The following is a 25,568-nucleotide window of genomic DNA, read 5'->3' as shown; positions in this document are numbered from 1 at the left end:
CGATGACTTATGTGATGCCGCCCGAATGGGCCCCGCACGAGCGCACCTGGATGGCCTGGCCCGGCCCCAACCCCACCTTCTCGGACGAGCGGGAGCTGGCCGAGGCGCGCACCGCCTGGGCCTCCGTCGCCCACGCCGTACGCCGCCACGAGCCGCTGACGATGGTGGTCGGCACGGGTCAGCTCGACTCGGCCCGCGCGCTCCTGTCCGCGGACATCGGTCTGGTCGAGCGCGACCTCGACGACGCCTGGATGCGTGACATCGGCCCGACCTTCGTCAAGGACCGCGGCAGTGGTGAACTGGCCGCCGTGGACTGGGTGTTCAACGGCTGGGGTGCCCAGGGCTGGGCCCGCTGGGAGCACGACTGCGGGGTCGCCCGCCACATCGCCGGCCTCACCGGTGTCCCCGCCCACTCCTCACCCCTGGTCAACGAGGGCGGCGGCATCCACGTGGACGGCGAGGGCACGGTCCTGCTGACCGAGACCGTGCAGCTCGACCCCGACCGCAACCAGGGCTGGACGAAGGAACAGGTAGAGGCCGAGATCCACGCCCGTATCGGGACGACGAAGGCGATCTGGCTGCCGCGCGGCCTCACCGGCGACTACGGCGAGTACGGCACCCGGGGGCACGTCGACATCGTCGCCGCGTTCGCCGCGCCCGGCGTCGTGCTCGTCCACTCACAGCGCGACCCGGCCCACCCCGACTTCGAGGTCAGCCGCGAGATCATCGGCACCCTCACCGGACGCACCGACGCGCGGGGCCGTCCCCTGGAGATCGTCGAGGTCCCCGCCCCGACCGTCCTCGCGGACGACGACGGCTGGGTGGATCACTCCTACATCAACCACTACCTCTGCAACGACGGCGTCGTCCTGTGCGCCTTCGACGACCCGCGCGACGAAGAGGCCGCGGCCTTGTTCCGCCGCCTCTTCCCGGCCCGTACGGTCACCCTCGTCGACGCCCGGACGATCTTCGCGGCAGGCGGTGGCATCCACTGCGTCACCCAGCAGCAGCCCGTGGCAGGCTGCTGACGTGACCCGTCAACACCGCCACACCCCGGCCCCGCCCCTGGACAGCGTGCTCGCCACGACCATGCGGATGATCTCCGAGAGCGGTCTCGAACGGCTCACGATGGCCGCGCTCGGCCGCGAGGTCGGCATGAGCAGCGGGCACCTCGCCTACCACTTCGGTTCCAAGGACGAGCTGCTGCTGCGGACGCTCGAGTGGAGCGAGGCCCGACTCGGCGAGCGGCGGCGGCAGTTGCTGTCCGGCCCCGGCGGTGCGCGCGAGCGGCTCGATGCCTACGTGGACCTGTACGTGCCCGGCGGCCCGCGCGACCCGCACTGGACGCTCTGGCTGGAGGTGTGGAACCGCTCGCACAGCACCGCCGCCGGCACCTCGGCCCGCACCCGGCAGTCCGCCATCGAACGCGCCTGGCACGACGACCTCGTGGCGCTGCTCGCCGAGGGCGTCTCGCGCGGCGAACTCCGCGAGATCGACCCCGACCGGTACGCGGCGCGGCTGCGGGCGCTGCTCGACGGGTTCTCCATCCATGTGGCGATCGGGCTGCCGGGGGCTGAGCGGGGCCAAGTCCTGGCTCATGTGCGGGAGTTCGTCGACGAGGGGCTGACCGCCGCCCGGCCGTGAGGTCAGCAGGGCGCGAAGCGTACCGGCGTGCCCGGTACCGCCTGCGCCGCCGCCGCCAGCGCCTCCTCCTCGACGACGGCGATCACCGGGTAACCGCCGGTCGTCGGGTGGTCGTGCAGGAAGACCACCGGGCGCCCGTCCGGCGGCACCTGCACCGCGCCGAGCACCATGCCCTCGCTGGGCAGCTCACCCTCCGTCGCCCGTTCGAGGGCCGGGCCCTCGGTGCGCAGGCCGATCCGGTTGCTGTGCACCGAGACCGAGTAGGCGGCGCTCAGGAAGGTGCGTCGGGCCGTGTCGGTGAACCAGTCGGCGCGGGGGCCGAAGCGGGCCGGGAGGACGAGTTCGGCGGGGGGTGCGGGCCAGGGGGGCGCGACGGGGAGCGCGGGCGGTGCGGTGCGGGTGGTCCGGGCCACGGGGATGAGGTCGCCCTGCGCCAGCGGGGCCGGGCCGAGGCCCGAGAGGAGGTCGGTCGAGCGGCTGCCCAGGACGGGGTCGGCCGCGATGCCGCCCGCGATCGCCACGTAGGTCCGGATGCCGGCGGTCGCGGGTCCGGCGTCGAGAGTGGCCCCGGCCGGGACCCGGACGGGGGTTCCCCAGGGGGCGGGGCGGCCGTTCACGGTGACCGGGCAGGGGGCGCCGCCGATCACCACGGTGATGTCCGCGTCCGGGCGCAGGGCGCAGCCCGTGAGGGACGTCTCCAGGACGGCGGCGCCCTCCGGGTTTCCCAGCAGTCTGTTGGCCAGGTCCATCGAGGGAGCGTCCAGGGCGCCTGACCTCGGGACCCCCAGATGGGCGTGGCCCGGTCGTCCCGCGTCCTGGATCGTGGTCAGGGCGCCGGGGCGGGTCACCGTCAGTTTTGTTGTCATCGTTCGCTCGAGTTCGGCCGCTCGCCGTGGTGTGAGGTGTCGGATGCCGACTGGGCGTCGTGTGTGGTTGCTCGCGCGGTTCCCCGCGCCCCCAGGGGGCTGAATCTGACCTGGGTTCCAGGGGTGAGGAGGGCGGCCTGTTCTCGCTCGGTGTTCCACAGGCGGGAGGGGTCCGGCATCGTGCCGATGATCTGCCAGCCGCCCGGGGTCGCCCTCGGGTAGACCGCCGAGTACGGGCCCGCGAGGGCCACCGCTCCCGCCGGGACCTTGGTGCGCGGGGTCGAGCGGCGGGGGACGTGCAAAGGCTCGGGCAGGCCCGTCAGGTAGCCGAAGCCCGGGGCGAAGCCGCAGAAGGCGACGCGGTAGGTGTACGAGGCGTGACGGGCGCCCACCTCGTCCTCGGGGATGCCCCACAGCGCGGCGACCTCGGCGAGGTCGGGGCCGTCGTACTCGACGGGGATCGTCACCACGTCGCCGTCGGCCGGGGGAGCGGCGGGGACGGTCCACGCGGTGAGGCGGCGGGTCAGCGCGGCCGGGTCGGGAACGCCGTCGAGCAGGACCGTACGGGCGCCGGGGACGATCTCGGTGACCGGCGGCAGGGTGCCGTCCGCCCGGCGGCGCAGCAGTTCCGCGTGGAAGGCGCCGGCGCGCTCGGCGTCGGGGAGTTCGACGAGGAGCGCGTGCCGCCCCGCCGGGCGGACCACCAGGTCCGCGCTCACGTGAACGCGCCCACGGTGACACCGGCCTCTTCGAGGGCGCTGCGTACCCGGGCGGCGATCCGGGCGGCGCCCGGGGTGTCGCCGTGCACGCACAGGGAGCGGGCGGCGACCGCGACGCGCGTACCGTCGACCGCCTCGACGCCGCCGTCCACGGCGAAACCGACGGCGCGGCGCACGACCGTGTCGGCGTCCTCGACCACGGCGCCGGGTTCGCGGCGGGGCACGAGGGTGCCCCCGGGGGTGTAGGCGCGGTCGGCGAAGGCCTCCCGTACGGGGGTGAGGCCCGCTTCCCCGGCGGCGGTGAGGAGTTTCGAGCCGGGCAGGCCCAGGACCGGCAGGGCGCCGCCCGCGAGCCGCACCCCGGCGATCACGGCGTGGGCCTGGGCGTCGTCGTGGACCGTCCGGTTGTAGAGCGCGCCGTGCGGTTTGACGTACGTCACCTCGGCCCCGGCCGCCTGTGCGAACACGCGCAACGCTCCGATCTGGTACGCCACTTCGGCCGCCAGTTCGTCCGGCGGTACGTCCATGGCGCGGCGGCCGAACCCGGCGAGGTCCCGGTAGGAGACCTGCGCGCCGATCCGCACCCCCCGCTCGGCGGCCAGGTCGCAGACCCGGCGCATGACGGAGGGGTCGCCCGCGTGGAAGCCGCAGGCGACATTGGCGCTGGTCACCGCCGAGAGAAGGGCCTCGTCGTCGGTGAGGGACCAGCGGCCGAAACCTTCGCCGAGATCGGCGTTGAGGTCGATCAGGGCCGCGTCGTCCGCGCCGTCTGGGTTGTCGTCCTGGATCACCTGCATCACCCGCTCAACGTAAGCGATCGTTCAACAATCCGACAAGGGGTCGATTTGATGGGTGATGCGCCACAACCTCTGTTTACCTCTTGTTCGATCGTTCAACGATCACCTAGGGTCCGTGCATCCCCCATGGAAGAAGAGGACCCTCCGCTTCCATGCCGCCCAGTGCTCCCCCATGCCCTCGTCGGCAAAGAAGGCAGCCGCATGATCGTGCTTCTCGGCGTGCTCGTGGTGATCCTCGGATTCGTCACGCGCCGCAATCCCGTCCTGGTGGTCGGCGTCGCCGGCATCGCCACCGGACTGCTCGGCAAGATGAACCCGCAGGAGATCCTCGCGGCCTTCGGCCACGCCTTCGCGGACAGCCGGTCGGTCACGGTCTTCGCCATCGTGCTCCCGGTGATCGGTCTCCTCGAGCGCTACGGGCTCCGCGAGCAGGCCCGCACCCTCATCGGAAAGCTCGGCAAGCTCAGCGCCGGCCGCTTCCTCACCGTCTACCTGCTCGTCCGCCAGGTCACGGCCGCTTTCGGCCTGAACAACCTCGGCGGCCCCGCGCAGACCGTGCGCCCGCTCGTCGCCCCCATGGCCGAGGCCGCCGCCGAACGCACCACCGGCGCGGCCCTCCCCGACAAGATGCGCGAGAAGGTCCGCTCCTACTCGGCCTCCGCGGACACCGTCGGCGTCTTCTTCGGCGAGGACTGCTTCATCGCGATCGGCTCCATCCTGCTGATCACCGGCTTCGTGAACTCCACCTACCACCAGGAGCTGGAGCCGACCCAACTCGCCCTGTGGGCCATCCCGCTGGCCTTCTGCGCCTTCGTCATCCACGGTGCCAGGCTGCTGCTCCTCGACAAGCAGCTGGAGCGCGAGATGGCGCTGGCCGCCGCCGAGAACGACCTGCCGCTGCCGCCGCAGACGCCGGGCCAGAGCCGTGAGGAGTCCGCCAAGTGATCAAGGTCGAATGGCTCTACTGGCTCATCGGTCTCGTCTTCGTCGTCATGGCCGTGCAGATGGCGCGGGACGTGAGCAACCCCAAGCGGTGGACGTCCGCCGCGTTCTGGGGCCTCCTCGGACTGACCTTCCCCTACGGGACCGGGGTCGTCGAGGGCGGTGCGAGCTGGTCCCTGCCCGCCGAACCGCTCGGCGTCGCCGTCCTCGCGCTGATCGTGCTCGCCGGATTCAACTTCATCGGCAAGGGCGAGCCGGTCACGACGACACAGGAGCAGCGCGAAGCGTCGGCGGCCCGGCTCGGCAACAAGCTCTTCATCCCCGCGGTCACCATCCCGGTCGTCGCCATCATCTGCGCGTCCTTCCTCGACGAGTCGGGCCTCTTCGAGACCGGCAAGGCGACGCTGATCGGGCTCGGGCTCGGCTGCATGGTCGCGCTGGTCGTCGGCATGTTCGTCACGGGTGAGCGCAAGGTCTCGGTCCCGATCCACTCCGGGCGCTCGATGCTGGAGGCGATGGGCTCCGCGCTGCTCCTGCCCCAGCTCCTCTCGGTGCTCGGCTCGATCTTCGCGGTCGCGGGTGTCGGCACCCAGGTAGGCAAGATCGTCAACGACGTGCTGCCGGACAACTCGAAGTACTTCGCCGTGATCGCCTATTGCGTCGGCATGTTCCTGTTCACCGTGATCATGGGCAACGCGTTCGCCGCGTTCCCCGTGATGACCGCGGCGATCGGCTGGCCGGTCCTCATCCAGCAGATGCACGGCAACGAGGCCGGAGTCCTGGCCATCGGCATGCTCGCCGGGTTCGCGGGGACGCTCTGCACGCCCATGGCCGCCAACTTCAACATCGTCCCCGCGTCGTTGCTCGAGCTGAAGGACCAGTACGGGCCGATCAAGGCGCAGCTGCCGACGGGGCTCGCGCTCCTGGTCTGCAACATCGTGATCATGGCCGTTTTCGCGGTCTAGGAAGGACGCAGTCATGACCCGGGTCTTGCTCACAGGGTTCGAACCGTTCGGCGGGGAGTCGGTGAACCCGTCCTGGCAGGCGGCGGAGCTTGTCGCTGCCGCGGCGCCGGAGGGGCTGGCGGTGACGGCGGTCCGGCTCCCCTGTGTCTTCGGGGAGTCGCTGAAGGAGCTGAGGTCCGCCGTGGAGCGGGTCCGTCCTGATCTGGTCGTCGCCCTCGGCCAGGCGGGCGGCCGTCCCGGCGTCACCGTCGAACGTGTCGCCGTCAACGTCGACGACGCGCGCATCCCCGACAACGCGGGCGCCCAGCCGATCGACGAGCCCGTCGTTCCCGGCGCCCCGGCGGCCTACTTCTCCTCCCTCCCCGTGAAGGCGTGCGTGGCGGCGATGCGGGAGGCCGGGGTGCCGACGGCGCTCTCCAACACGGCGGGCACGTTCGTCTGCAACCACGTGGCGTACGGGTTGGCGCACCTGTTGGCGACCCGGTACCCAGGTGTCCGGGGCGGCTTCGTCCACGTCCCCTGGGCCCCGTCCCAGGTCCCGGCCGGCACGGCCCCGTCCCTCCCCCCGGAGACGGTCGCCCTCGGCATCCGGGCGCTCCTGGTCGCGGCCGCGACGACCCGCACCGACCTGAGAACGACAGAGGGCGCCACCCACTAGCCCGGATGCACGCCGGCGGTGGTTGCTCGCGCAGTTCCCCGCGCCCTTGGCGTCCGCCCCATGCGCGTCGTCATCCGCGGGTCACGTCGTGGTTGCTCGCGCAGTTCCCCGCGCCCCTGAAACGCGCACTGCGTGCGCCATTTCAGGGGCGGGCGCCGAGGGGGAGACGCGGCGCAGCCGCAGCCTCCAGGGCGCGGGGAACCGCGACGAGACCCGCGCCGGGCGAACCCGCCGAGATGGCGCACGTGACGCGCATCCCGGAGGCGGCGCGGGGAACCGCGACGAGACCCGCGCCCGGCGAACTCGCCGAGATGGCGCACGTGGCGCGCATCCCGGAGGCGGCGCGGGGAACCGCGTGGCCGGCCGCACACGACCCGTACCCGGCATGAAACCCAGACCCGGCGAACGCCGAACCGCACCCCCAACCCCGAGAGGCCACCCCATGCTCACGCCGGAGGACACCGCCCAGCTGGCGGCAGCCAACGTCACCCGGGAGTTCCCCAACTTCCCGGCCCACCTCACCACCGGCCCCGACGAGGACACCCGCCCCAGCACCTTGCACCCGGCGTTCTACGGCGCCTACGACTGGCACTCCTCCGTGCACATGCACTGGCTGCTCGTAAGGACCCTCCCGGCCCTCCCCGCCGCGACCCGGGCGACGTACACCGAAATCCTGGACCGCCACCTCACCCTCCCCCACCTCACCACCGAGGCCGCCTACCTCCTGGACAGGCCCGGCTTCGAGCGCCCGTACGGCTGGGCCTGGCTGACCGCGCTGGCGGCGGAGTGCCGGAACACCCCGTACGAGGCGGCGTTCGCCCCGGCCATGGACGCGGTCGAACGCCTCCTCACCACCTGGCTGCCGAAGGCCACGTACCCGGTGCGCCACGGCGTCCACAGCAACAGCGCGTTCGCACTCGGCCTGATCCTGGACACGGGCGCGGCGGCGGGCCTGCCGGAATCGACGCTCGACAGCGTCCGCACCCGCCTGCGCACCTGGTTCGGCGACGACCACGACGCCCCCGCCCACTGGGAGCCCTCCGGCCAGGATTTCCTCTCGCCCGCGCTCACCGAGGCGGACGCGATGCGCCGGGTCCTGGACGCGGCCGGGTTCGAGACGTGGCTGGACCGTTTCCTGCCCGCGCTGCGCACCGGCGCCCCCTGCCCCGTACTGGACGTACCGGTCGTCTCGGACCACGCGGACCCCCAGATCGGCCACCTGCTCGGGCTGGCCCTCTCCCGGGCCGCGGCCCTGCGCCACATCGCCGCCGCGCTCCCGGCCGACAGCCCCGTACGGGCCCGCCTCACCGAGGCCGCCGACGCCCACCTCACCGCGGGCCTCCCGGCGGTCGACAGCGGCGACTTCACGACCGACCACTGGCTGGCGACGTTCGCGGAACTGGCCCGCGACGCGTGAGCACGCGACAGGCGCCCGGCGAAGAACCATGAGCGCGATGAACGAAACGAACGCAAGTACGCGCGATCGTTGCCGCCGCCATGCAGCCCGCCGCGTAGGGAACGGGCCGTTCGCATCGTGAGACCACGGTCCGGGCCCCGTCCGGGCTGTGGCAGACTGCGGGCGTGCTCTCGTTGGCAATGATTATTGGCAGCAGGCGCGCCGGTCCGCAGTGACCGTCTCGTACGACCACGTACGGGCGGACACCGTCGTCCTCGACCCGCGCGCAGACCTCTCGCACCCGCGAGAGGTTTTTCTCGTTTCTGGCCCACCCATGCCAGGCGGAGAGCGCACGGGATCATAGATGGACGGTGGAACCGGTCATTCCGGTAGACCGAGATCCCATACAGGAGCCAGATCAGCATGAACGAACTCGACGATTCCTTCCACGTCTTCGACACCACGCTGCGCGACGGCGCGCAGCGCGAGGGCATCAACCTCACCGTCGCGGACAAGCTGACCATCGCACGGCACCTGGACGACTTCGGCGTGGGCTTCATCGAGGGCGGCTGGCCCGGCGCCAACCCCCGCGACACCGAGTTCTTCGCCCGCGCGCAGAAGGAGATCGACTTCCGGAACGCGCAGCTCGTGGCGTTCGGCGCGACACGCCGCGCGGGCGCCAAGGCCTCGGAGGACCCGCAGGTCAAGGCGCTCCTCGACTCCGGCGCCCCGGTGATCTGCCTGGTCGCCAAGTCGCACGACCGGCACGTCGAACTGGCCCTGCGCACCACCCTGGAGGAGAACCTGGAGATGGTCCGCGACACCGTCTCCCACCTCGTCGCCCAGGGCCGCCGCGTCTTCGTCGACTGCGAGCACTTCTTCGACGGCTACCGCGCCGACCCGGCCTACGCGAAGTCCGTCGTCCGCACCGCCCACGAGGCCGGCGCCTCCGTCGTCGTCCTCTGCGACACCAACGGCGGCATGCTCCCCGCCCAGGTCCAGGCGATCGTGCACACCGTCCTCGACGACACCGGCGCCCGGCTCGGCATCCACGCCCAGGACGACACCGGCTGCGCCGTCGCCAACACCCTCGCCGCCGTCGACGCGGGCGCCACCCACGTGCAGTGCACGGCCAACGGCTACGGCGAGCGCGTCGGCAACTCCAACCTCTTCCCGGTCGTCGCCGCCCTGGAGCTCAAGTACGGCAAAAAGGTTCTTCCCGACGGCGCGCTCAGCGAGATGACCCGTATCTCGCACGCCATCGCCGAGGTCGTGAACCTGACCCCGTCCACGCACCAGCCCTACGTCGGTGTCTCCGCGTTCGCCCACAAGGCGGGCCTGCACGCCTCCGCCATCAAGGTCGACCCGGACCTCTACCAGCACATCGACCCCGACCTCGTCGGCAACCGCATCCGCATGCTCGTCTCCGACATGGCGGGCCGCGCCTCCATCGAGCTCAAGGGCAAGGAGCTCGGCGTCGACATCTCCGGCGACCGCGAACTGGTCGGCCGCGTCGTCGAGCGCGTCAAGGACCGCGAGCTCAAGGGGTACACCTACGAGGCTGCCGACGCCTCCTTCGAACTCCTCCTGCGCGAGGAGGCCGAGGGCCGCGCCCGCCGCTACTTCCGCATCGAGTCCTGGCGCGCCATCGTCGAGGACCGCCCCGACGGCACCCACGCCAACGAGGCGACCGTGAAGCTCTGGGCCAAGGGCGAGCGCATCGTCGCCACGGCCGAGGGCAACGGCCCGGTCAACGCCCTCGACCGGGCCCTGCGCGTCGGCCTCGAACGCATCTACCCCCAGCTCGCCCAGATGGAACTGGTCGACTACAAGGTCCGCATCCTGGAGGGCAAGCACGGCACGTCCTCCACGACCCGCGTCCTCATCTCCACGACGGACGGCGCGGGGGAGTGGTCGACGGTGGGCGTCGCGGAGAACGTGATCGCGGCGTCGTGGGACGCGCTGGAGGACGCGTACACGTACGGGCTTCTCAAGGCGGGCGTCGAGCCGGTCGAGTGACGACACTGCCGGTGGGACCGCGCCACGCGGCCCCACCGGCACCAATCAGCCCCTCCGGCGATTGAGGAGCGGGGTCCGGGGCGGAGCCCCGTGACGGCCACCTACGACAGGGCCCACTTCTGATTACCGGCCCCCGTGCACGACCAGAGCTGCGTAGCGACCCCGTCCGCACTCGAATTCCCGGTCACATCGAGGCACTTGTCGGAGGCGGAGTTCACGAGATCCCCGGACCCGGACTCGTACCGCCACTGCTGCGCCCCGGTCCCATTGCAGTCGTACAGCTGCACCTTGGCCCCGTCGGCGGTGGACCCCCCGCTCACGTCCAGGCACTTGCCGAGCGCCCGCACCGTCCCGTCCGCCTTCACCGTCCAGGTCTGGTTCCGCGACCCGGCGACGCAGGACCAGATCTGCGCGACGGCCCCGTTCGCGGTGGACCCGTCCCGCACGTCGAGGCACTTGCCGCCGAGCCCGCGCAGCGCCCCGACCCGGTCCGCGCCCCCGGCCTGCGTCCCGCTCCAGGTGAAGGTCGCCGATGTCCTGCCCGGCAGAGAGTACGTGAGGTGCTGCCCGCCCCAGTTGAGAGTGACGTTCTGCGCGCTCGACGTGTCGTTGTAGGCGATGACGGCCTTCGACCCGTCGGTGTTGCGCCAGGCGACGTTCGGCACGGCACTGGAACCGGTCGAGGCGATCCTCGAAGCCCCGGGCCGGACGAACTTCGTCAGATGCCCCATCGTGTAGTACTCGATGTTGTAGTCGACCTGCCCGGAGCGGCTGTCACCGTTGTGAACGGTGATGAGCCCGTCACACGTACCGCAGCCGCCGTTGTGCGGCCCCCGGTTCTGGTCGACGGCGAGGGACCACTTGGTCACCGACTTCGCCCAGTTGCGGGTGTAGTCGATGATGTTCATCATGTCCTCGCGCTGCTGGTTGGCGATCCAGGTGCCACCGGAGTGCTCGGTCTGGAAGGCGTCCAGCTGCGGGTACTTGTCGTGGACCTCGGTCTGCTTGGTGATGTCGCCGCCGTAGCCGTGCCAGGCGACGCCGCCGAAGTTCGGGTGGGAGCGCACGGCGGCGTCGTCCACGGTGGGGGCGGCGTAGGCGTCGTAGGTGTCCCAGTTCCAGTCGTGGGCGAGAACCTTGGTCCTGACGCCGGCGCCCGCGAGCTTCGGCAGCAGCTCGCTCTTGGTGAAGTAGGCGAGCCCGGAGCCGTTCCAGCTCATCGAGGGGTAGCCCGAGCAGCAGGTCGGCTCGTTCTGCGCGGTGACGTAGTCGATGGGGACGCCGGCCGCCTGGTACGCCTGGACGTACTTCACGAAGTAATCGGCGTAGGCGCCGTAGTTCTCGGCCTTGAGCCAGCCTCCGTTGAGCTGCCCGCTGTCCTTCATCCAGGCGGGCGCGGTCCACGGGGACGCCATGACCGTGGCGGCGGGGTTGAGCTGCTTGGCCTGCTTGGTGAGGGGCAGGACGTCGGCCTGGTCGTGCGCGAGGGAGAACTTGGAGAGTGAGGGATCGGTCTGTCCGGCCGGCACGTCGTCGTACGTGTAGCCGAAGCGGGCGAGGTCGGAGCCGCCCATGGGGTTGCGGATGAAGGAGAGCCCGATGCCCTCGCCCGGCGAGAACAGCTTCTTCATCGTGGCGTCGCGGGTGGCCGACGACAGGGCGCCGCTGCTGTTCATGAGCCAGGCCGCGGTGTCCGTGAACGAGGCGCCGCCGCCGGTGAACGTCTGATAGCGGGTGTTCTCGTCGACGGCGATGTTGGTGCCGCTGCCGCCGGCGCCCGCGTGGAAGGAGACCGGGGCCTGCTGTTGCAGCCCGCGCGTGACGTGGCGGCCGCCGCTGTCGTCGGTGGTGGTGAGATGGACGGTGACCTGCTCACCGGCCGCGTGTGCCGGACCGGCACCGGCGCCGAGCCCGATCCCGGCGAGCCCTGCGGTGGTGAGCGCCCCGGCCAGTATCAGCCGGAGCAGGGGTGTGGGGGTGCGCACGAATGCCTCCTGTGTCCCAACAGTGCACTCTCATGGCTTAGTTCAAGTCGTGAGTAAATGGCGCTTCCATGCCCACGTCAAGAGTTCACGTCGCGAACACCCCGACCCGCCATTCACACCCCGGCCGGGTTAGCGTCAAGGTATGAGGCCTCTCCTCGCGGCCGTCGCCGCCCCGCTCCTCGCCCTGGCCGCGACGTTCGCCGCCGCGCCCACCGCCTTCGCCGCGTCGGACGTCTCCACGGTGGCGGACGCCCTGGAAAAGAGCCCGGTGTACGTCGATCCGGCCGTGTCCACCGAGCTGACCTCGGCGGACGTCGACGCGCTCGAACGAAAGATCAAGAACGCGGACAAGCCGGTGATGGTGGCGGTGCTACCCGCCGACTTCCCGAAGAAGGACCTGTTCAGCGACCTCCGTACGAAGACGGGCGTCGTCGGCGTGTACGGGGTGCGGCTCGGCGACGCCTTCGAAGCGCGCGCCGACCACCAGGCCATGTCGAACTCCGCCGTTCAGAACCTGACGACGAGCGTGCGCGGCGAACCGCTGAGCGAGCAGCTCGACGACTTCGTCTCCACGGCGGTCCGCACGGCCAGGGGGTCGGCGCCCTCGTCCTGGGGCGGTGCGGGCGGCACGAGCGACGGCGTCTCGGCGGGCCCGCTGATCGGCGTCGGCGCGGTCGTCGTGGTCGGCGGCGCGGGCATCTACGCGCTGGCCCGCCGCAACCGGCGCCGCAAGGAGGCGGAGCGGCGCGAGGCCCTCGACAGGCTGCGGGTCGTCGTCGACGAGGACATCACCGCGTTCGGCGAGGAGCTGGACCGCCTCGACTTCCACCCGGCGGAGGCGGGCGCCGACGACACGATGCGCGCGGACTACGAGCGGGCGCTCGACGCGTACGAGAAGGCCAAGCAGTTCATGGCCGCGGCCCAGCGCCCGGAAGAGGTGCGCGGCGTCACGCAGGCCCTGGAGGACGGCCGGTTCTCGCTCGCCCTGCTCGCCGCCCGCCGCGAGGGCCGCCCGCTGCCCGAGCGCCGCGCGCCCTGCTTCTTCGACCCGCGCCACGGCCCCTCGGTCGAGGACGCGGAGTGGACCCCGCCGGGCGGATCGCCTCGCGAGGTCCCGGTCTGCGCCGCCGACGCCACGCGCCTCCGTGACGGCGCCGAGCCCATGATCCGCACGGTCGACGCGGGTGCGGGCGAGCGCCGCCCCTACTACGACGCCGGGCCCATGTACGGCCCCTGGGCGGGCGGCTACTTCGGCGGTGGCATGCTCCCCGGCCTCCTCGTCGGCACCATGCTCGGTTCGATGATGTCGGGCCCCGCCTACGCCGCCGACTACGGCTCCGGCTACGGCGACTTCGGCGGCGGGGACTTCACCGGCGGCGACTACTCCGGAGCCGACTTCGACGCGTCGGACTTCGGGGACTTCGGCGGCGGGGGCGACTTCGGGGGAGGCGGGGACTTCGGCGGAGGCGGCGGTGACTTCGGCGGCGGCAACTTCTGATCGCGGCCGCTCCGACCGGTTCTGTCGGCCGACTGGCTGAGTGCTGGGCGGATTGTTCACCAGGCGGCAGGAGTTTGTCCCGGGAATGACGATCCGCTGCCCATAGTCATATGCCGCCGGTAACGTGGCCGACTCACCTGCCTTCGAGCGAGCGGATAGGTGGTGGGAACCCGCGTCGGCGGGTTCCGAGTCGATGGTCTCGTTGCCGGAGCGGAACAGTTCTCGTGGTGTCAGAACCGCAGCACAGCAATCCGACCCGTACCCCGTGGTGACAGCGGACGCGGAAGGCGTCGTCCTGTCCCACAACGAACAGGCCGCGATGCTGCTGGCCGGGATCGCCGTCGGTGTCGCGCTGGCCGCGGTCGCCCCCGCCTGGCTGGTCGAGGCTCACCTCCGGCACGTCGGCGACGAGGCGGGGAAACCCTCCGCGTGCGCCGCCGGCCGGCTCGGCGGGGGCCGGGTGAACGCGCTCGCCGGGCCGTGCGTGAACGCCACGGTGACCTGGTGGCTGGTCGGTGTCCATGCTCCGGCCGCCGCCGCCCTGGAGTTGGCGCGCGAGCGGGCCAGAGCCGGTCTGCTCCAGGAGCTCTCCTCCGATCTGCTCGCCTCGGTGAACGTCGAGCGCTGCATGGAGGTGACCGCGCGGCGGGCGGCGCGGAATCTGGCGGACGCGGCGGTCATCGTCGGTCCCGGGGACGGACACGGCTACCCCGTGACCCGGTGCACGGCCGACGGGCCGGTGGTGCGGGAGCGCGTCACCCTGGACCCCGGGCAACTGCCGGGCCTGGCCGAGGCGTTGTCGGGGCTTCCCGCGGTGTCCTCCCGCTGGATCGATCCCCGGCAGACACCGCCCTGGGCGGTGCCGGACGGCTTCGCCGACGCCGCCGCCGACATCGGGTCGGTGGCCGTGGTGCCGCTGCCGGGCCACGGGGCACCGGCCGGCTGCCTCATCCTGCTGCGCCGCCGGGAGGAGGCGACGTTCACCCCCGGCGAGGAGTCCTTCGCCCAGCTCTTCGCCGCGCGCGCGGGCGCCGCCCTGTCCATCGCCCGCAGCCACTCCCGCCAGGCGCGCGTCACCCAAGTGCTGATGCGGGACCTGCTGCCGCCCGACCTCGGACGGGTGCACGGCATCTGCTTCTCCGCCCGCTACCGCGCCTCGGTGGCAGGCGAACGCGTCGGCGGCGACTTCTACGATCTGCACCCCGCCGACACGCCGGAGGCCGAGACCGTCGCGGTCCTGGGCGACGTCTGCGGAAAGGGGCTGGAAGCGGCGGTCACCGCCGGCAAGGTCCGCAACGCGCTCAAGGCGCTGGTGCCGTTCGCCGCCGACCACACGCGCCTGCTGACCCTCCTCAACAGCGCGCTCCTCTCCTCGGAGCAGCCGCCCTTCGTGACACTGGCCCTGGCCACCGCGGTGCGCGAGGACATCCGGGTACGCCTGCGTGTGTCGAGCGCCGGCCACCCCGCCCCGCTCGTCGTGCGCACCACCGGCCGGGTCGAGGAGGCCCGGACACACGGCACACTGATCGGCGCGTTCGCCGGCTTCGAGTGCGAGACCGCCGAGGTCACCCTGGAGCCGGGGGAGACCTGCCTGCTGTTCTCCGACGGGATCACCGAAGCGCGCGGCGGGCCGCTGGGGGACGTGATGTTCGGTGAGGACAGGCTGCGCACCGTGCTGTCCCAGTGCGCCGGGATGCCACCCGAGGTGATCACCGAACGCGTGCAGATGATCGTCGCCCAGTGGGTGGGGGAGGGACGCCACGACGACATGGCCGTCCTGGCGATCGGCGCGCCCCACGACCACCGACCGACAACGCTGAACGAGCCGAACCGGAGAAGGTGAACGGTGTGAACGCTGGAAGCGACACCGACTTGCTCGAAGAGCCGCGTGAGCAACTGTGGCGCGCACTCGAGGAGTGTGACGAGGCCCGTGCCCTCGCCGTCGTGCGTCACGCGATGGCGACGGCCGCATCCGAACAGGTGCCTGCCGTGGGCACCACGACCGCTGAACAGCCTCGTGCCGCGGCGGGCGAGCGGGTTCTGCTCGAACTGATCGCACCGACCCAGAAGCGGGTGGGTCTGGCCTGGGCGGCCAATGACATCACGGTGGCGCAGGAGCACGCCGCCACGGCGATCAGCGACCGGTGCGTCACGGCGGTGGCCGACGCCGCCGCGCCCGCGACCGCCCCCGCTGCCGTCGGCAGGGTCCTGGTGGCGTGCGTCGACGGCGAGTGGCACGCCCTGCCCGCACGCCTGCTCAGCGAGGTGCTGCGGCTGCGGGGCTGGCGTGTCGACTACCTCGGGGCGCACGTCCCCACGGAGCATCTGGTCGCGCACGTGCGCCGCACAGGTGCGCGGGCGGTGCTGCTGTCCTCGTCCATCCCGACCCTGCTGCCCGGCGCCCACAACGCGATCACCGCATGCCGGAGTGCCGGTGTTCCGGTACTCGCCGGAGGAGCCGCGTTCGGCCCGGGGGGTCATTACGCGCGCCTGCTGCGGGCTGAATGGGCCGAGGACGCGTCCACGGCGGCCACCCTGCTCGGCAGGCAGGACCTGACGGGATCCGGTGCGCACACGGCCCACCCGCCCGAACTGGACCTGCCGCACCTCGGCGACCAGGAGTACACCATGGTCCGCCGGACCAGGCGGCAGCTGACCAAGCAGACCCTCCTCGACGTCGAGGAGGGCTTCCCCGAGATGCGCCGGTACAGCGACTACCAGCGGGAGCGCACCGTCGAGGACATCGATCACATCGTCGGCCACCTCGCCACGGCCGTCTACGTCGACGACCCGCACCTGTTCACCCGGTTCATCACGTGGACCGCCGACATCCTGGCCGCCCGCGACGTCCCGCCGTGGTGCCTGTTCCCCGCCCTCGACTCGCTGCTCGACCAGCTCAAGGACTTTCCCCGCGCGGTCGGTGCCCTCACCGCCGCCCGCGACGTCCTGACCCCTTAGAGCCTGACTAGGAACGGCTGAGCGCCCGCGTCACCCCGGCCAGCACCGTCGTCGTCAACACCCAGCCGAGCGCGATCAGCGCGTACGCGAGCCCCTGCACGCTGCCCTCGGCCCAGTACCAGCCGTCGCGCTGGCCGAGTCCGCCGACCGGGATCAGCAGGTCGAGGGTGTACGCGACGGGGTTGAAGGGGGCGCCCTCGCCCGGCTTGTTGGGGAGCGGTGTGTGGGTGTGGAAGACCAGGGAGCCCAGCATCGTCAGCACGGCGAGCCAGATTCCGGCGATCCACGGGCGGTAGCCGTATCCGACCGTCGCTTCGAGAAGCAGCCCCCACACCCGGCCGAGCGGCCGTTGCGTCGCCCGCCGCCTGCGCTCCCGTACGAGCAGGACCCGCCGCGCCTCGTCCTCGTGGCCCAGCTTCCGGTAGTACGCGGCCAGCTGCTCGTACGGCTGGGGTGTGAACGCCGACTGCATCCTCAGCCAAGCCAGCCGGTTCGCCGTGTCCTCGCGCTGGGTGGCCGCGGTCAGCTCCATCCAGTCGTACGTCAGCCCGTCCAGGCCCAGCGGCGCGCGCCACGTGGCCGGCCGGTCCTGGAGGCGGGTCGCGCGCGCGTTGCCCAGGTTCACACCGCCCGCGGGCGGTCGCGCGAACCGCAGGTCGAGCGCCTCCACCTGCGCCCCGACGATCATCAACGACCCACCCGTGCCCAGGAGTTCGGCCTCGTGGAACGACAGCAGGTCGTCGATCCGCGCCCCGCGCAACCGCACCCGTCCCTCGGCCCGGAACCCCTGATGCAGCCGGACGGTGGAGGCCCGCAACGCGTCCCCGTTGAAGGCGACCTCCTGCGGAGCGGTACCGGTGAGGTGAGCGCCGTCCATCCACAGCCCGCCGGGCAACTCGGCGCCGGGGAACAGTACTTGCCCCTCCGCCACGAACCCGTTCTTGCAGAACACGCCGCCCTGCATGATCAGACCGCCCGCGTGCAGAGCGATGCCGTCCGTCGCGGCGATCAGATGGGCCCGGTCGAGGATCAGCCCGCCCGCTATGTGGGTGAGCGTGACGTTCACGGCGCCCCGCCGCCCACCCGTGATCCTGGACCCCCGCAGATCGAGCCGCCCACCGATCTGCGCGGTCGGCGCCATGAACCCGGGCAGCTCGCAGTCGGTCACGGAGAACGCGAGCGTGCTCGCCCCCTCCAACGTCATCGGCCCGTCGAACCGACACCCCTCGAACCGCACGAGCCGCCTGATCTCGGCCCCGTCCAGGGCGAGTGCGCCGCGTACGTGGGTGTCGCGCAGCACGTACGGCTCGGACCCGGCGTCCGGGTCGAGGATCAGCTCCCTGACGCGCGCGGCGTCGACGCTCCGCTCAGGGCCGGGTGACATGTGTGCGGAGGAATTGGTTCCAGGTGTGGGGGCTGACGGTGAGGACGGCGCCGGTGGCGAGGTCGTTCTTGGAGTCGCGAACGTGGACCGCGGTGGCGTGTGTGGCGACCTCGACGCAGTCGCCGCCCTGGCTGCCGCTGTACGTCGACTTCCGCCAGTCGCAGGCGACTTCGAGGCAATTGCCGCCTTGATCACCGCTGTAGCTGGACTTGAACCAGGCGGGTCCGGCAACGCTCATGAGGCTCCTCACCGTCTCTCAGGGCCGGGCGGCATGTGTGCGGAGGAAAGTGTTCCAGGTGCCTGGGCTGACGGTGAGGACGGCGCCGGTGGCGGGGTCGTTCTTGGAGTCGCGGATGTGGATGGCGGTGGCGTGTGCGGCGACCTCGACGCAATTCCCGCCTTCGTTGTTGCTGTACGTCGACTTCCGCCAGTCGCAGGCGACTTCGAGGCAGTTCCCGCCCTGGTCAGTGCTGTAGCTGGACTTGAACCACGCGAGTTCCCTGGACGCGTGGCCGTGCGGTCGTGCTGCGGTGTTCATGTGGCTCCTAGCAGTCCGTCCAGCAGGCGAGCGCTCTCTACTGGAGATAGTGCCTGCGACCGCAGCATTCCATACTTCTCCAGGTAGACACTCGCCTCGTCCGCATCCTCGATGACTGCGCTCCCGCCCTGGCCTTCGGCGTAGACGGCGAAGTCGTTGTCGGGGTTCTGAAGCAACGTCATCGGCCCAGCGAGCCCAGCGTGCGGCACCTGATTCATTGGCATGATCTGGATGCCCATGAAAGGGAGCTCGCTCAGTTCCAGCAGCCTGCGGAGCTGGCCTCGCATGACTTCCAAGCCGCCGATGGGCCGACGCAGGATCGACTCCTCCAGGATGAACGTGGACCAGGGCGGATGCGGTCGCTTCCAGATCCGCTGCCGCTCCATTCGGCCGGTGACCCAGTCGTCCACGGTCTCGTCGGGCAGGGGCGGGTGCCGATACTCGTAGCTGGCCAGCGCGTATGCGGCGGTCTGCACCAACCCAGGCACCGTCAGCGTCTCGTACGACAGGATCGCCCGCGCCCTCTCCTCGAACTCCACCAGGTCCGCTACGACCACCGGATGCTTCTCGCGCGCCGGGATCTTGTTCACGGCGACCTCCAACGCCCCCTTCGTTTCGAGGACCTCATCGATCTCCGCCGCCAGCGGCATACGTAGCGGCCGCCGCCCTTGCTCGATGGAGGCCATCTTGTCCGGGCTGATGTGCAACCGGTCCGCCAGACCCGTCTGCGTGATCCCCGCGTACTTCCGGAAGTGCGCGATCTGCGCCCCGATCGCATGCCACGAAGTGACCTGTTTCTTCATACGCGCACCCTGCCCATCCTCACCCCACCCCGAGCGGAGCGAACTCGTACAAACGCAGATGTACGACCTGTCGCGCTGCCCCCACACATCGCACCCGCACAAGAGTGAGCGTCATGGAACAACTGCCGTACCAGCGCGAGGCGTTCTACCGCCGCGAACGCAAATCTGTCCCGGCGGCCCGCACGTTCACAGCCTGGGCGTTGCGGGATTGGCGCGCAACCGAACGCCTTGACGACGCACTCTTGTGCGTGAGCGAGCTGGCGACCAACGCGCTGCTGCACGGCGTGCCACCTGGGCGAGGTTTCCGACTGCACATCGGGATGGGTGCGGACAGGGTGATCAGGATCGAGGTGCACGACAGCGGCGACGGCGCGGTGGCCGCCGACGAACCGCGCCCCGAGCAGGAGCACGGCCGGGGCCTGCTCCTGGTGGCCGCGCTGGCCGACAAGTGGGGCACGGAGGCGCGGGACCCGGGCAAGAGCGTGTGGTGCGAGTTCGAGCGCGGGGCCTCAGTGATGTGAGGAGGAGGACCCGGACTCCAGCTCCTCGGGGCGGGGCTTGGGTATGCGGGCTTCGTCCCCGTACATCCACCGGGACAACACCACCCGCACCCGGGGCCGCACCCCGCGCTCACCCCCGCCCGCCAGGGCGACCGGCTCCTCGTGCTGCGTGAGCCGGTACACCTCCTCGCGGGGCAGGGGCTCATGCACCTCCACGTACTCCCCGTGGGGGAGCCGCTTGATGAGCCCGGTCTCACGGCCGTGCAGCACCTTGTCGCGGTCGCGGCGTTGCAGCCCGAGGCACACACGCTTCGTGACGATGAACGCCAGGACCGGACCGGCGAAGAGCGCCACCCGCGCGAACCACGTGATGGCGTTCACGGACAGATGGAAGTGCGTGGCCCAGAGATCATTCGCGCCCGCCCCCATGGCCACCAGGAAGCCGACGATCCAGGCCACCCCGAGCCCCGTCCGCACAGGACGATCGCGGGGCCGGTCGAGGAGATGGTGTTCGCGGCGGTCGCCCGTGACCCACGCCTCGACGAACGGCCACACGCCGATGAGGACGAGCCAGAGCGGGAACGCGAGGAACGGGACGAGGATGCCGAGGTTGAGGGTGTGCCCCCAGAACACCATCTCCCAGCCGGGCATGACCCGGACCAGGCCCTCGGCGAAGCCCAGGTACCAGTCGGGCTGGGCGCCCGTGGAGACCTGGTCGGGGCGGTAGGGGCCGTAGAGCCAGACGGGGTTGATGGACGCGATGGCCGCGATCGCCGCGACGACCCCGAAGACGAGGAAGAAGAAGCCGCCGGCCTTGGCCACGTAGACGGGGAAGAACGGCTGGCCGACGACGTTCTTCTCGGTCTTGCCCGCCCCCGGGAACTGGGTGTGCTTGTGGTAGAAGACCAGGATCAGGTGGGTGACCACGAGCGCCGCCATGATGCCGGGCAGCAGCAGGATGTGGATCGAGTAGAAGCGGGCCACGATGTCGTCGCCCGGGAACTCGCCGCCGAAGAGGAAGAACGACAGGTACGTCCCGACGATCGGGACCGACAGCGTCATGCCCTCGATGAGCCGCATGCCCGCGCCCGACAGCAGGTCGTCCGGGAGCGAGTAGCCGAGCAGCCCCTCGAAGAGGGCGAGGAACAGCAGCAGCCAGCCGAACAGCCAGTTCAGCTCGCGCGGCTTGCGGAACGAGCCCGTGAAGAAGTGCCGCATCATGTGCACGAACATCGCCGCGACGAAGATGAGCGCCGCCCAGTGGTGGATCTGCCGGATGAGCAGTCCGCCGCGTACGTCGAAGCTGATGTCGAGCGTCGAGGAGTACGCCTCGGACATCCGGATGCCCTTGAGCGGCACGTAACTGCCCTGGTACGTCACCTCGTTCATCGACGGGTGGAAGAAGAGCGTGAGGTAGACGCCGGTGAGGATCAGGATGATGAACGTGTAGAGGCAGACCTCGCCCAGCAGGAACGACCAGTGGTCGGGGAAGACCTTCCGCAGGTACTTACGGCCGAGACCGTAGATCCCCAGCCGGCCGTCGACCCAGTCGGCGACGCGCTCGCCTGCCGCGGGCGCCGGAGGACGCTCGGCGCGGGTGGTGCTGTCGGACATGACTGCCTCCCGTCGGTGCTCACTGTCGTGACAGTCGGGGAGGGGCCGGATGTGACATGCACGGCCGCTTTGTGAGGCAGGTCACGCTCGCCGTAGCGATCGGTTCACCGGCGGTAACGACACCCACTTCAGGTCGGAGGACAGCTCGCCGGCACCTTGCGCGACAACCTGCTCCCGACGGTCCTGGTGATCGCGCACCGGCTGTCCGCCGTCGTCGACGCGGACCGCATCGTCGTACTGGAGAACGGGCGGGCCCGCGCCCAGGGCACCCATGCCGAACCGCTCGAACGGGGCGCCCTGTACGCCGAGTTGGCGGCCACGCGACTCGTGACCGCCTCAACTCGCTGATGCCCCCGTGCCGGCTCAGGCCTTCTTGATCGCCGAGATGTCGAAGTTCAGCTTGATCTTGTCGGAGATCAGGACGCCGCCGGTCTCGAGTGCGGCGTTCCAGGTCAGGCCCCACTCGGAGCGCAGGAGCTCGGCCTTGCCCTCGAAGCCGACGCGCTCGTTGCCGAACGGGTCCTTCGCGGAGCCGTTGAACTCCAGGTCGATGGTGATCGGCTTGGTGGTGCCGAGGATCGAGAGGTCGCCGGTGACGCGGTAGTCGGAGCCGCCGAGCGACTCGGCCGACGTCGTACGGAACGTCATTGTCGGGAACTCGTCGATCTTGAAGAAGTCGGCGCTCTTGAGGTGGCCGTCCCGGTCGGCGTTGCCCGTGTCGATGCTCGCCATCCGCACGTCGAACGAGGCCGTGGACTTGGCCGGGTCCGAACCGTCCAGGTGCAGTTCACCGGTGAAGTCGGCGAATCCGCCCTTGACGTTGGTCACCATGGCGTGCCGGGCGACGAAGCCGAGGGTCGTGTGCGCGGGGTCGACGGTGTAGTCACCGGTGACGGCGGCCAGCTCCGGGTCGACGGTGGCCGGGGTGGTGTCGGCGCCGGTCTCGTTCTTGCGGTTGAAGATGCCCATGACGTGCTCCTTGGGGACGGTCGGCACGTGGATGCCGCTCGATGTTGAATGTTGAACTATCAACTGAGTGCGACTGTAGCGCGATGATGTTCAACTTTCAACATCATGCGCCGAGTGTTCATCCGATTACATCGAGTGGATCTTGAAGGCGCACTACCCCACGCGCGTAGAACCCGGGACCATCTTCCTGTTCCCCCTGCACCACCCCACGCCCGGCAGGAAGGAAACCCCATGCGCATCCGCTCCGCGCTCACCGCGCTCGCGCTCACCACCGGCGCCCTCGCCGCCCCCGGCTTCGGCGTCCTCGTCTCGGCGACCGACGCGTCCGCCGCCACCAAGATCAGTCACTCCACCGCGACCTCGATGTTCAGCTCGGTCGGTGTCACCTGGTCGTCCTCGGGCGGCTGCTCGAACCGCAACGTCAGCACCTGTACATCCTTCGACCAGCTCAACCTGGCCACCGCCCAGGGTGCCCAGACCCTCAAGCGCGCCACCGGCTGCGCCCTCAACATCACCGGCGGCACCGAGACCGGCCACGCGAGCGGCACGTACTCGCACTGGAACGGCTACAAGCTCGACTACGGCAAGAACACCTGCGTCACCAACTACATCAAGAACACCTTCACGTACATAGGGCTGCGCGGCGACGGCGCACCCCAGTACAAGTCCGGGTCGGGCAACATCTACGCCGACGAGGGCAACCACTGGGACGTCCTCTACTACAACTGCGGCGGCTGCTGACCGCCCGCAGAGGTAGGTCTAGCGCGCGGCGAGGCGCTCCAGGAGTGCCGCGCCGCGCGCCAGCAACTCCCGCTCTGTGTCGGTGAGTTCGTCCTCGATGGCCTGCGCCAGCCAGCCGGCCCGGCGACCGCGCTCCGTCTCCAGGGCGGCCCGCCCGGCGTCGGTCAGCTCCACCAGGGACTTACGGCCGTCCGTCGGGTGCGGGCGGCGGGTGATCAGGCCCTGCTCCATCAGCAGACCCACGGCGCGGGCCATCGACTGCGGCCGTACGCGCTGGTCGGTGGCGAGGTCGCTGGTGGTCATGGCGCCGTCCCGGTCCAGGGCGCCGAGCACGGCCACCTGGCCGAGCGGAATCCGGTCCTCGTGCTTCACGCGCCGCGTGAGCTTGCCCATCGCGGTACGCAGTTCGGCGGCGACGGCGGCGGCTTCCGGGGTGGGCATACGGAACTCTAACCCGCAGGTCACCGGCGTACGCGGCCCCGTGGGGAAGTATGCAGCCGAACTGAACAGCACAACTGAACAGCATTGCTGTAGAGTTCCGTCCTGTCGGGCTCAGCGCCAGCGTCGTCGCAGCCGGGGGCCCGCACCGTTCCGAGCGAAGGAACTCCGTGAACTCCACGCACCCCATGCACTCCACGCACCCCATGCACTCCATGACCGGCTCCACGGCCATCCGCTCCGTCACCGCCCGCACCGTCCTCGACAGCCGCGGTAACCCGACCGTCGAGGTCGACGTCGTCCTCGCCGACGGCTCCCTCGGCAGCGCCGCCGTCCCCTCCGGCGCCTCCACCGGCGCCCGCGAAGCCGTCGAACTGCGCGACGGCGACCCGGCGCGCTGGCACGGCAAGGGTGTCGACCGCGCGGTCGAGCACGTGAAGGGCGAGATCGCGGCGGCCGTCATCGGCCGCGACGCCGCCGACCAGGCCGGTCTCGACGCGGCCCTGACCGCCCTCGACGGCACCCCCACCAAATCCCGGCTCGGCGCCAACGCACTGCTCGGCGTCTCGCTCGCCACCGCGAAGGCGGCCGCCGCCGCGCACCGGCTGCCCCTCTACCGCTACCTCGGCGGCGCCGACGCCCGCACCCTGCCCATGCCGATGATGAACATCGTCAACGGCGGCGCCCACGCCGACAATCCGCTGGACTTCCAGGAGTTCATGATCGCGCCGGTCGGCGCCACGACCTTCGCCGAAGCCGTCCGGATGGGCTCCGAGGTCTTCCACACCCTGCGCCGCGACCTCCTTGCCGCCGGGCACTCCACCGGCGTGGGGGACGAGGGCGGCTTCGCGCCCGCGCTGCGCACGGCCGAGGAAGCGCTCGACTTCGTCATGGCCGCCATCGAACGCACCGGCTACCGGCCCGGCGCCGACATCGGCCTGATCATGGACCCGGCGTCCTCCGAGTTCCACCGCGACGGCGTCTACGCGTACACGGGCGAAGGCGTCCGCCGCACCTCCGCCGAACAGGTCGACTACCTCGCCAAGCTCATCGACGCCTACCCCGTCCTCTCCGTCGAGGACCCGATGGCCGAGACCGATCTCGACGGCTGGCGCGAGCTGACCGCCCGCGTCGGCGACCGCTGCCAGCTCACCGGTGACGACGTGTTCTGCACGAACGAGGCGCTGGTCAGGGAGGGCATCCGGACGGGCGTCGGCAACGCGGTACTGGTGAAGGTCAACCAGATCGGTACGCTGACCGAGGCGCTCGGCACCGTCTCCGCCGCGCGCCGGGCCGGCTGGGCGGTCGTCATCTCACACCGCTCCGGCGAGACCGAGGACACGACCATCGCGGACCTCGCGGTCGCCACCGGCTGCGGCCAGATCAAGACGGGCTCCCTGTCCCGCTCGGACCGCACCGCCAAGTACAACCGGCTCATCCGGATCGAGGAGGAGCTGGGCGCGAGCGCCGTCTACGCGCCGACGGTCGTGTGACGGCGGTCGTGTGACGGCGGTGGTGTGACGGCGGTGGTGTGACGGGCCTCTCACCCTCCGAAGCCGACCGTCTTTGTGCGACCCCTACAAGCGAACAGGGGCCTGAGCAGTGACTATGGCTGCATGAGGCGCCGGTTCTGTTCAGGGCTACCAGGAAAACGAGCCGGAGACTGTGCGAAGTCGACGGCCCGTTTTCCTTGGTCGGCTTCGTATGGTCACTACATGACCGTTTTGGACGACACCGCCTCCGCCCCCGGGGACGAGCCCACCGACGCCCGTGGGCGCGTGGCCGAGCTGCACGCGATCCGTGAGCAGGCCCTGCGCGGACCGAGCGACCGGGCAACCGAGGCCCAGCACGCCAAGGGCAAGCTGACCGCGCGCGAGCGCATCGAGCTGCTGCTTGACGAGGGGTCGTTCAACGAGGTCGAGCAGCTCCGCCGCCACCGCGCGGTCGGCTTCGGCCTGGAGGCCAAGAAGCCCTACACGGACGGTGTGATCACCGGCTGGGGCACGGTCGAGGGCCGGACGGTCTTCGTCTACGCGCACGACTTCCGGATCTTCGGCGGCGCCCTGGGCGAGGCCCACGCCACGAAGATCCACAAGATCATGGACATGGCCATCGCGGCCGGTGCCCCGCTGGT

27 protein-coding genes are annotated in these 25,568 nt (G+C 70.8%); 16 read left to right on the top strand and 11 right to left on the bottom strand.

Annotated elements, in window-relative coordinates; translation table 11 throughout:
* Nucleotides 1-2 precede the first annotated feature (2 nt).
* Together ACH4RC_RS38425 and ACH4RC_RS38420 are read left to right on the top strand one after the other, a co-directional pair.
* Entirely contained in the window at nucleotides 3-1,028 is a 1,026-nt protein-coding gene (locus tag ACH4RC_RS38425) for an agmatine/peptidylarginine deiminase (RefSeq protein ID WP_398209116.1), read from the top strand.
* 61 nt (nucleotides 1,029-1,089) lie between these two features.
* A complete protein-coding gene (locus ACH4RC_RS38420; protein ID WP_398209163.1) occupies nucleotides 1,090-1,644 on the top strand; it encodes a TetR/AcrR family transcriptional regulator in 555 nt (184 codons plus the stop codon).
* A gap of 2 nt (nucleotides 1,645-1,646) precedes the next feature.
* Here the strand turns inward: ACH4RC_RS38420 and ACH4RC_RS38415 are convergent, their stop codons facing one another.
* The 3 genes from ACH4RC_RS38415 to ACH4RC_RS38405 are packed head-to-tail and all read right to left on the bottom strand — an operon-like array spanning nucleotide 1,647 to nucleotide 3,978.
* Nucleotides 1,647-2,510, bottom strand: coding sequence for a biotin-dependent carboxyltransferase family protein (locus ACH4RC_RS38415; protein ID WP_398209114.1), 864 nt, complete (start codon nucleotides 2,508-2,510; stop codon nucleotides 1,647-1,649).
* Nucleotides 2,507-3,229: an allophanate hydrolase subunit 1 gene (locus ACH4RC_RS38410; protein ID WP_398209113.1), complete on the bottom strand. Its 723-nt coding sequence runs from the start codon at nucleotides 3,227-3,229 to the stop codon at nucleotides 2,507-2,509. The genes ACH4RC_RS38415 and ACH4RC_RS38410 overlap by 4 nt, the downstream gene beginning before the upstream one ends.
* Nucleotides 3,226-3,978 (bottom strand): LamB/YcsF family protein, encoded by a 753-nt coding sequence (locus ACH4RC_RS38405; protein WP_398209161.1) that lies wholly within the window; start codon nucleotides 3,976-3,978, stop codon nucleotides 3,226-3,228. The genes ACH4RC_RS38410 and ACH4RC_RS38405 overlap by 4 nt, the downstream gene beginning before the upstream one ends.
* 249 nt (nucleotides 3,979-4,227) lie before the next feature.
* Between ACH4RC_RS38405 and ACH4RC_RS38400 the strand changes: the two genes are divergently transcribed.
* From ACH4RC_RS38400 to cimA, 6 genes are all read left to right on the top strand, one after another.
* Nucleotides 4,228-4,971, top strand: a complete 744-nt coding sequence (locus ACH4RC_RS38400) for a DUF969 domain-containing protein (protein ID WP_398209111.1) — start codon at nucleotides 4,228-4,230, stop codon at nucleotides 4,969-4,971.
* A complete protein-coding gene (locus tag ACH4RC_RS38395) occupies nucleotides 4,968-5,933 on the top strand; it encodes a DUF979 domain-containing protein (protein WP_398209109.1) in 966 nt (321 codons plus the stop codon). The genes ACH4RC_RS38400 and ACH4RC_RS38395 overlap by 4 nt, the downstream gene beginning before the upstream one ends.
* A gap of 13 nt (nucleotides 5,934-5,946) precedes the next feature.
* A complete protein-coding gene (pcp, locus tag ACH4RC_RS38390) occupies nucleotides 5,947-6,591 on the top strand; it encodes a pyroglutamyl-peptidase I (RefSeq protein WP_398209107.1) in 645 nt (214 codons plus the stop codon).
* A gap of 245 nt (nucleotides 6,592-6,836) precedes the next feature.
* Nucleotides 6,837-6,980 carry a hypothetical protein gene (locus ACH4RC_RS38385; protein WP_398209106.1) on the top strand — a complete coding sequence of 48 codons (144 nt, stop codon included), beginning with the start codon at nucleotides 6,837-6,839 and terminating at the stop codon, nucleotides 6,978-6,980.
* Between the two features lie 53 nt (nucleotides 6,981-7,033).
* Nucleotides 7,034-8,008 (top strand): DUF2891 domain-containing protein, encoded by a 975-nt coding sequence (locus tag ACH4RC_RS38380; RefSeq protein WP_398209105.1) that lies wholly within the window; start codon nucleotides 7,034-7,036, stop codon nucleotides 8,006-8,008.
* Between the two features lie 402 nt (nucleotides 8,009-8,410).
* Entirely contained in the window at nucleotides 8,411-10,006 is a 1,596-nt protein-coding gene (gene cimA, locus ACH4RC_RS38375; RefSeq protein WP_398209103.1) for a citramalate synthase, read from the top strand.
* A gap of 101 nt (nucleotides 10,007-10,107) precedes the next feature.
* On the opposite strand, the gene ACH4RC_RS38370 is transcribed toward cimA, so the two are convergent.
* On the bottom strand, nucleotides 10,108-11,991 hold the full coding sequence (locus ACH4RC_RS38370; RefSeq protein WP_398209101.1) for a ricin-type beta-trefoil lectin domain protein: 1,884 nt from the start codon (nucleotides 11,989-11,991) through the stop codon (nucleotides 10,108-10,110).
* Nucleotides 11,992-12,133: 142 nt separating this feature from the next.
* On the opposite strand from ACH4RC_RS38370, the gene ACH4RC_RS38365 reads away from it, so the two are divergent.
* The 3 genes from ACH4RC_RS38365 (at nucleotide 12,134) to ACH4RC_RS38355 (ending at nucleotide 16,447) form a co-directional block, all read left to right on the top strand.
* The gene (locus ACH4RC_RS38365; RefSeq protein ID WP_398209099.1) at nucleotides 12,134-13,489 is read left to right on the top strand and encodes a hypothetical protein; all 1,356 of its coding nucleotides are present in this window, start codon (nucleotides 12,134-12,136) and stop codon (nucleotides 13,487-13,489) included.
* Between the two features lie 193 nt (nucleotides 13,490-13,682).
* Nucleotides 13,683-15,332, top strand: coding sequence for a PP2C family protein-serine/threonine phosphatase (locus ACH4RC_RS38360; protein ID WP_398209097.1), 1,650 nt, complete (start codon nucleotides 13,683-13,685; stop codon nucleotides 15,330-15,332).
* Nucleotides 15,333-15,337: 5 nt separating this feature from the next.
* Complete coding sequence (locus ACH4RC_RS38355) at nucleotides 15,338-16,447, top strand: B12-binding domain-containing protein (protein ID WP_398209095.1); 1,110 nt, start codon at nucleotides 15,338-15,340, stop codon at nucleotides 16,445-16,447.
* A gap of 7 nt (nucleotides 16,448-16,454) precedes the next feature.
* Here the strand turns inward: ACH4RC_RS38355 and ACH4RC_RS38350 are convergent, their stop codons facing one another.
* From ACH4RC_RS38350 to ACH4RC_RS38335, 4 genes are read right to left on the bottom strand one after another with little or no spacing between them, the layout of a single operon-like run.
* Entirely contained in the window at nucleotides 16,455-17,831 is a 1,377-nt protein-coding gene (locus ACH4RC_RS38350) for an oxidoreductase (RefSeq protein ID WP_398209093.1), read from the bottom strand.
* On the bottom strand, nucleotides 17,815-18,069 hold the full coding sequence (locus ACH4RC_RS38345) for a DUF397 domain-containing protein (RefSeq protein WP_398209091.1): 255 nt from the start codon (nucleotides 18,067-18,069) through the stop codon (nucleotides 17,815-17,817). The genes ACH4RC_RS38350 and ACH4RC_RS38345 overlap by 17 nt, the downstream gene beginning before the upstream one ends.
* An 18-nt stretch (nucleotides 18,070-18,087) precedes the next feature.
* Nucleotides 18,088-18,369: a DUF397 domain-containing protein gene (locus ACH4RC_RS38340; protein ID WP_398209089.1), complete on the bottom strand. Its 282-nt coding sequence runs from the start codon at nucleotides 18,367-18,369 to the stop codon at nucleotides 18,088-18,090.
* A complete protein-coding gene (locus ACH4RC_RS38335) occupies nucleotides 18,366-19,172 on the bottom strand; it encodes a helix-turn-helix domain-containing protein (protein WP_398209087.1) in 807 nt (268 codons plus the stop codon). The genes ACH4RC_RS38340 and ACH4RC_RS38335 overlap by 4 nt, the downstream gene beginning before the upstream one ends.
* 113 nt (nucleotides 19,173-19,285) lie before the next feature.
* On the opposite strand from ACH4RC_RS38335, the gene ACH4RC_RS38330 reads away from it, so the two are divergent.
* Entirely contained in the window at nucleotides 19,286-19,693 is a 408-nt protein-coding gene (locus tag ACH4RC_RS38330; RefSeq protein ID WP_398209085.1) for an ATP-binding protein, read from the top strand.
* Here the strand turns inward: ACH4RC_RS38330 and ACH4RC_RS38325 are convergent.
* Complete coding sequence (locus tag ACH4RC_RS38325; protein WP_398209084.1) at nucleotides 19,682-21,286, bottom strand: cytochrome bc complex cytochrome b subunit; 1,605 nt, start codon at nucleotides 21,284-21,286, stop codon at nucleotides 19,682-19,684. The two genes, ACH4RC_RS38330 and ACH4RC_RS38325, sit on opposite strands and share 12 nt — an antisense overlap.
* 156 nt (nucleotides 21,287-21,442) lie before the next feature.
* Between ACH4RC_RS38325 and ACH4RC_RS38320 the strand changes: the two genes are divergently transcribed.
* Nucleotides 21,443-21,634, top strand: coding sequence for a hypothetical protein (locus tag ACH4RC_RS38320; RefSeq protein WP_398209082.1), 192 nt, complete (start codon nucleotides 21,443-21,445; stop codon nucleotides 21,632-21,634).
* 15 nt (nucleotides 21,635-21,649) lie between these two features.
* Here ACH4RC_RS38320 and ACH4RC_RS38315 read toward each other — a convergent pair whose 3' ends face one another.
* The gene (locus tag ACH4RC_RS38315) at nucleotides 21,650-22,255 is read right to left on the bottom strand and encodes a YceI family protein (protein WP_398209080.1); all 606 of its coding nucleotides are present in this window, start codon (nucleotides 22,253-22,255) and stop codon (nucleotides 21,650-21,652) included.
* Nucleotides 22,256-22,486: 231 nt separating this feature from the next.
* Here ACH4RC_RS38315 and ACH4RC_RS38310 point away from each other — a divergent pair, with 231 nt between their 5' ends.
* On the top strand, nucleotides 22,487-22,996 hold the full coding sequence (locus ACH4RC_RS38310; RefSeq protein WP_398209079.1) for a hypothetical protein: 510 nt from the start codon (nucleotides 22,487-22,489) through the stop codon (nucleotides 22,994-22,996).
* Between the two features lie 18 nt (nucleotides 22,997-23,014).
* Here ACH4RC_RS38310 and ACH4RC_RS38305 read toward each other — a convergent pair whose 3' ends face one another.
* The gene (locus tag ACH4RC_RS38305; protein ID WP_398209077.1) at nucleotides 23,015-23,437 is read right to left on the bottom strand and encodes a MarR family winged helix-turn-helix transcriptional regulator; all 423 of its coding nucleotides are present in this window, start codon (nucleotides 23,435-23,437) and stop codon (nucleotides 23,015-23,017) included.
* A gap of 203 nt (nucleotides 23,438-23,640) precedes the next feature.
* On the opposite strand from ACH4RC_RS38305, the gene eno reads away from it, so the two are divergent.
* Nucleotides 23,641-24,927 (top strand): phosphopyruvate hydratase, encoded by a 1,287-nt coding sequence (eno, locus tag ACH4RC_RS38300; RefSeq protein ID WP_398209159.1) that lies wholly within the window; start codon nucleotides 23,641-23,643, stop codon nucleotides 24,925-24,927.
* Between the two features lie 222 nt (nucleotides 24,928-25,149).
* Nucleotides 25,150-25,568, top strand: a 419-nt coding sequence (locus ACH4RC_RS38295; protein WP_398209075.1) for a carboxyl transferase domain-containing protein, incomplete at its 3' end; no start/stop codon positions are given.

The sequence above is a fragment of the Streptomyces sp. NPDC016845 genome (genome assembly GCF_044332585.1).
Classification (GTDB): Bacteria; Actinomycetota; Actinomycetes; order Streptomycetales; family Streptomycetaceae; genus Streptomyces.
Note: the sequence above shows the minus strand (reverse complement) of the source record. Positions and strands in the feature narration are given on the sequence as shown.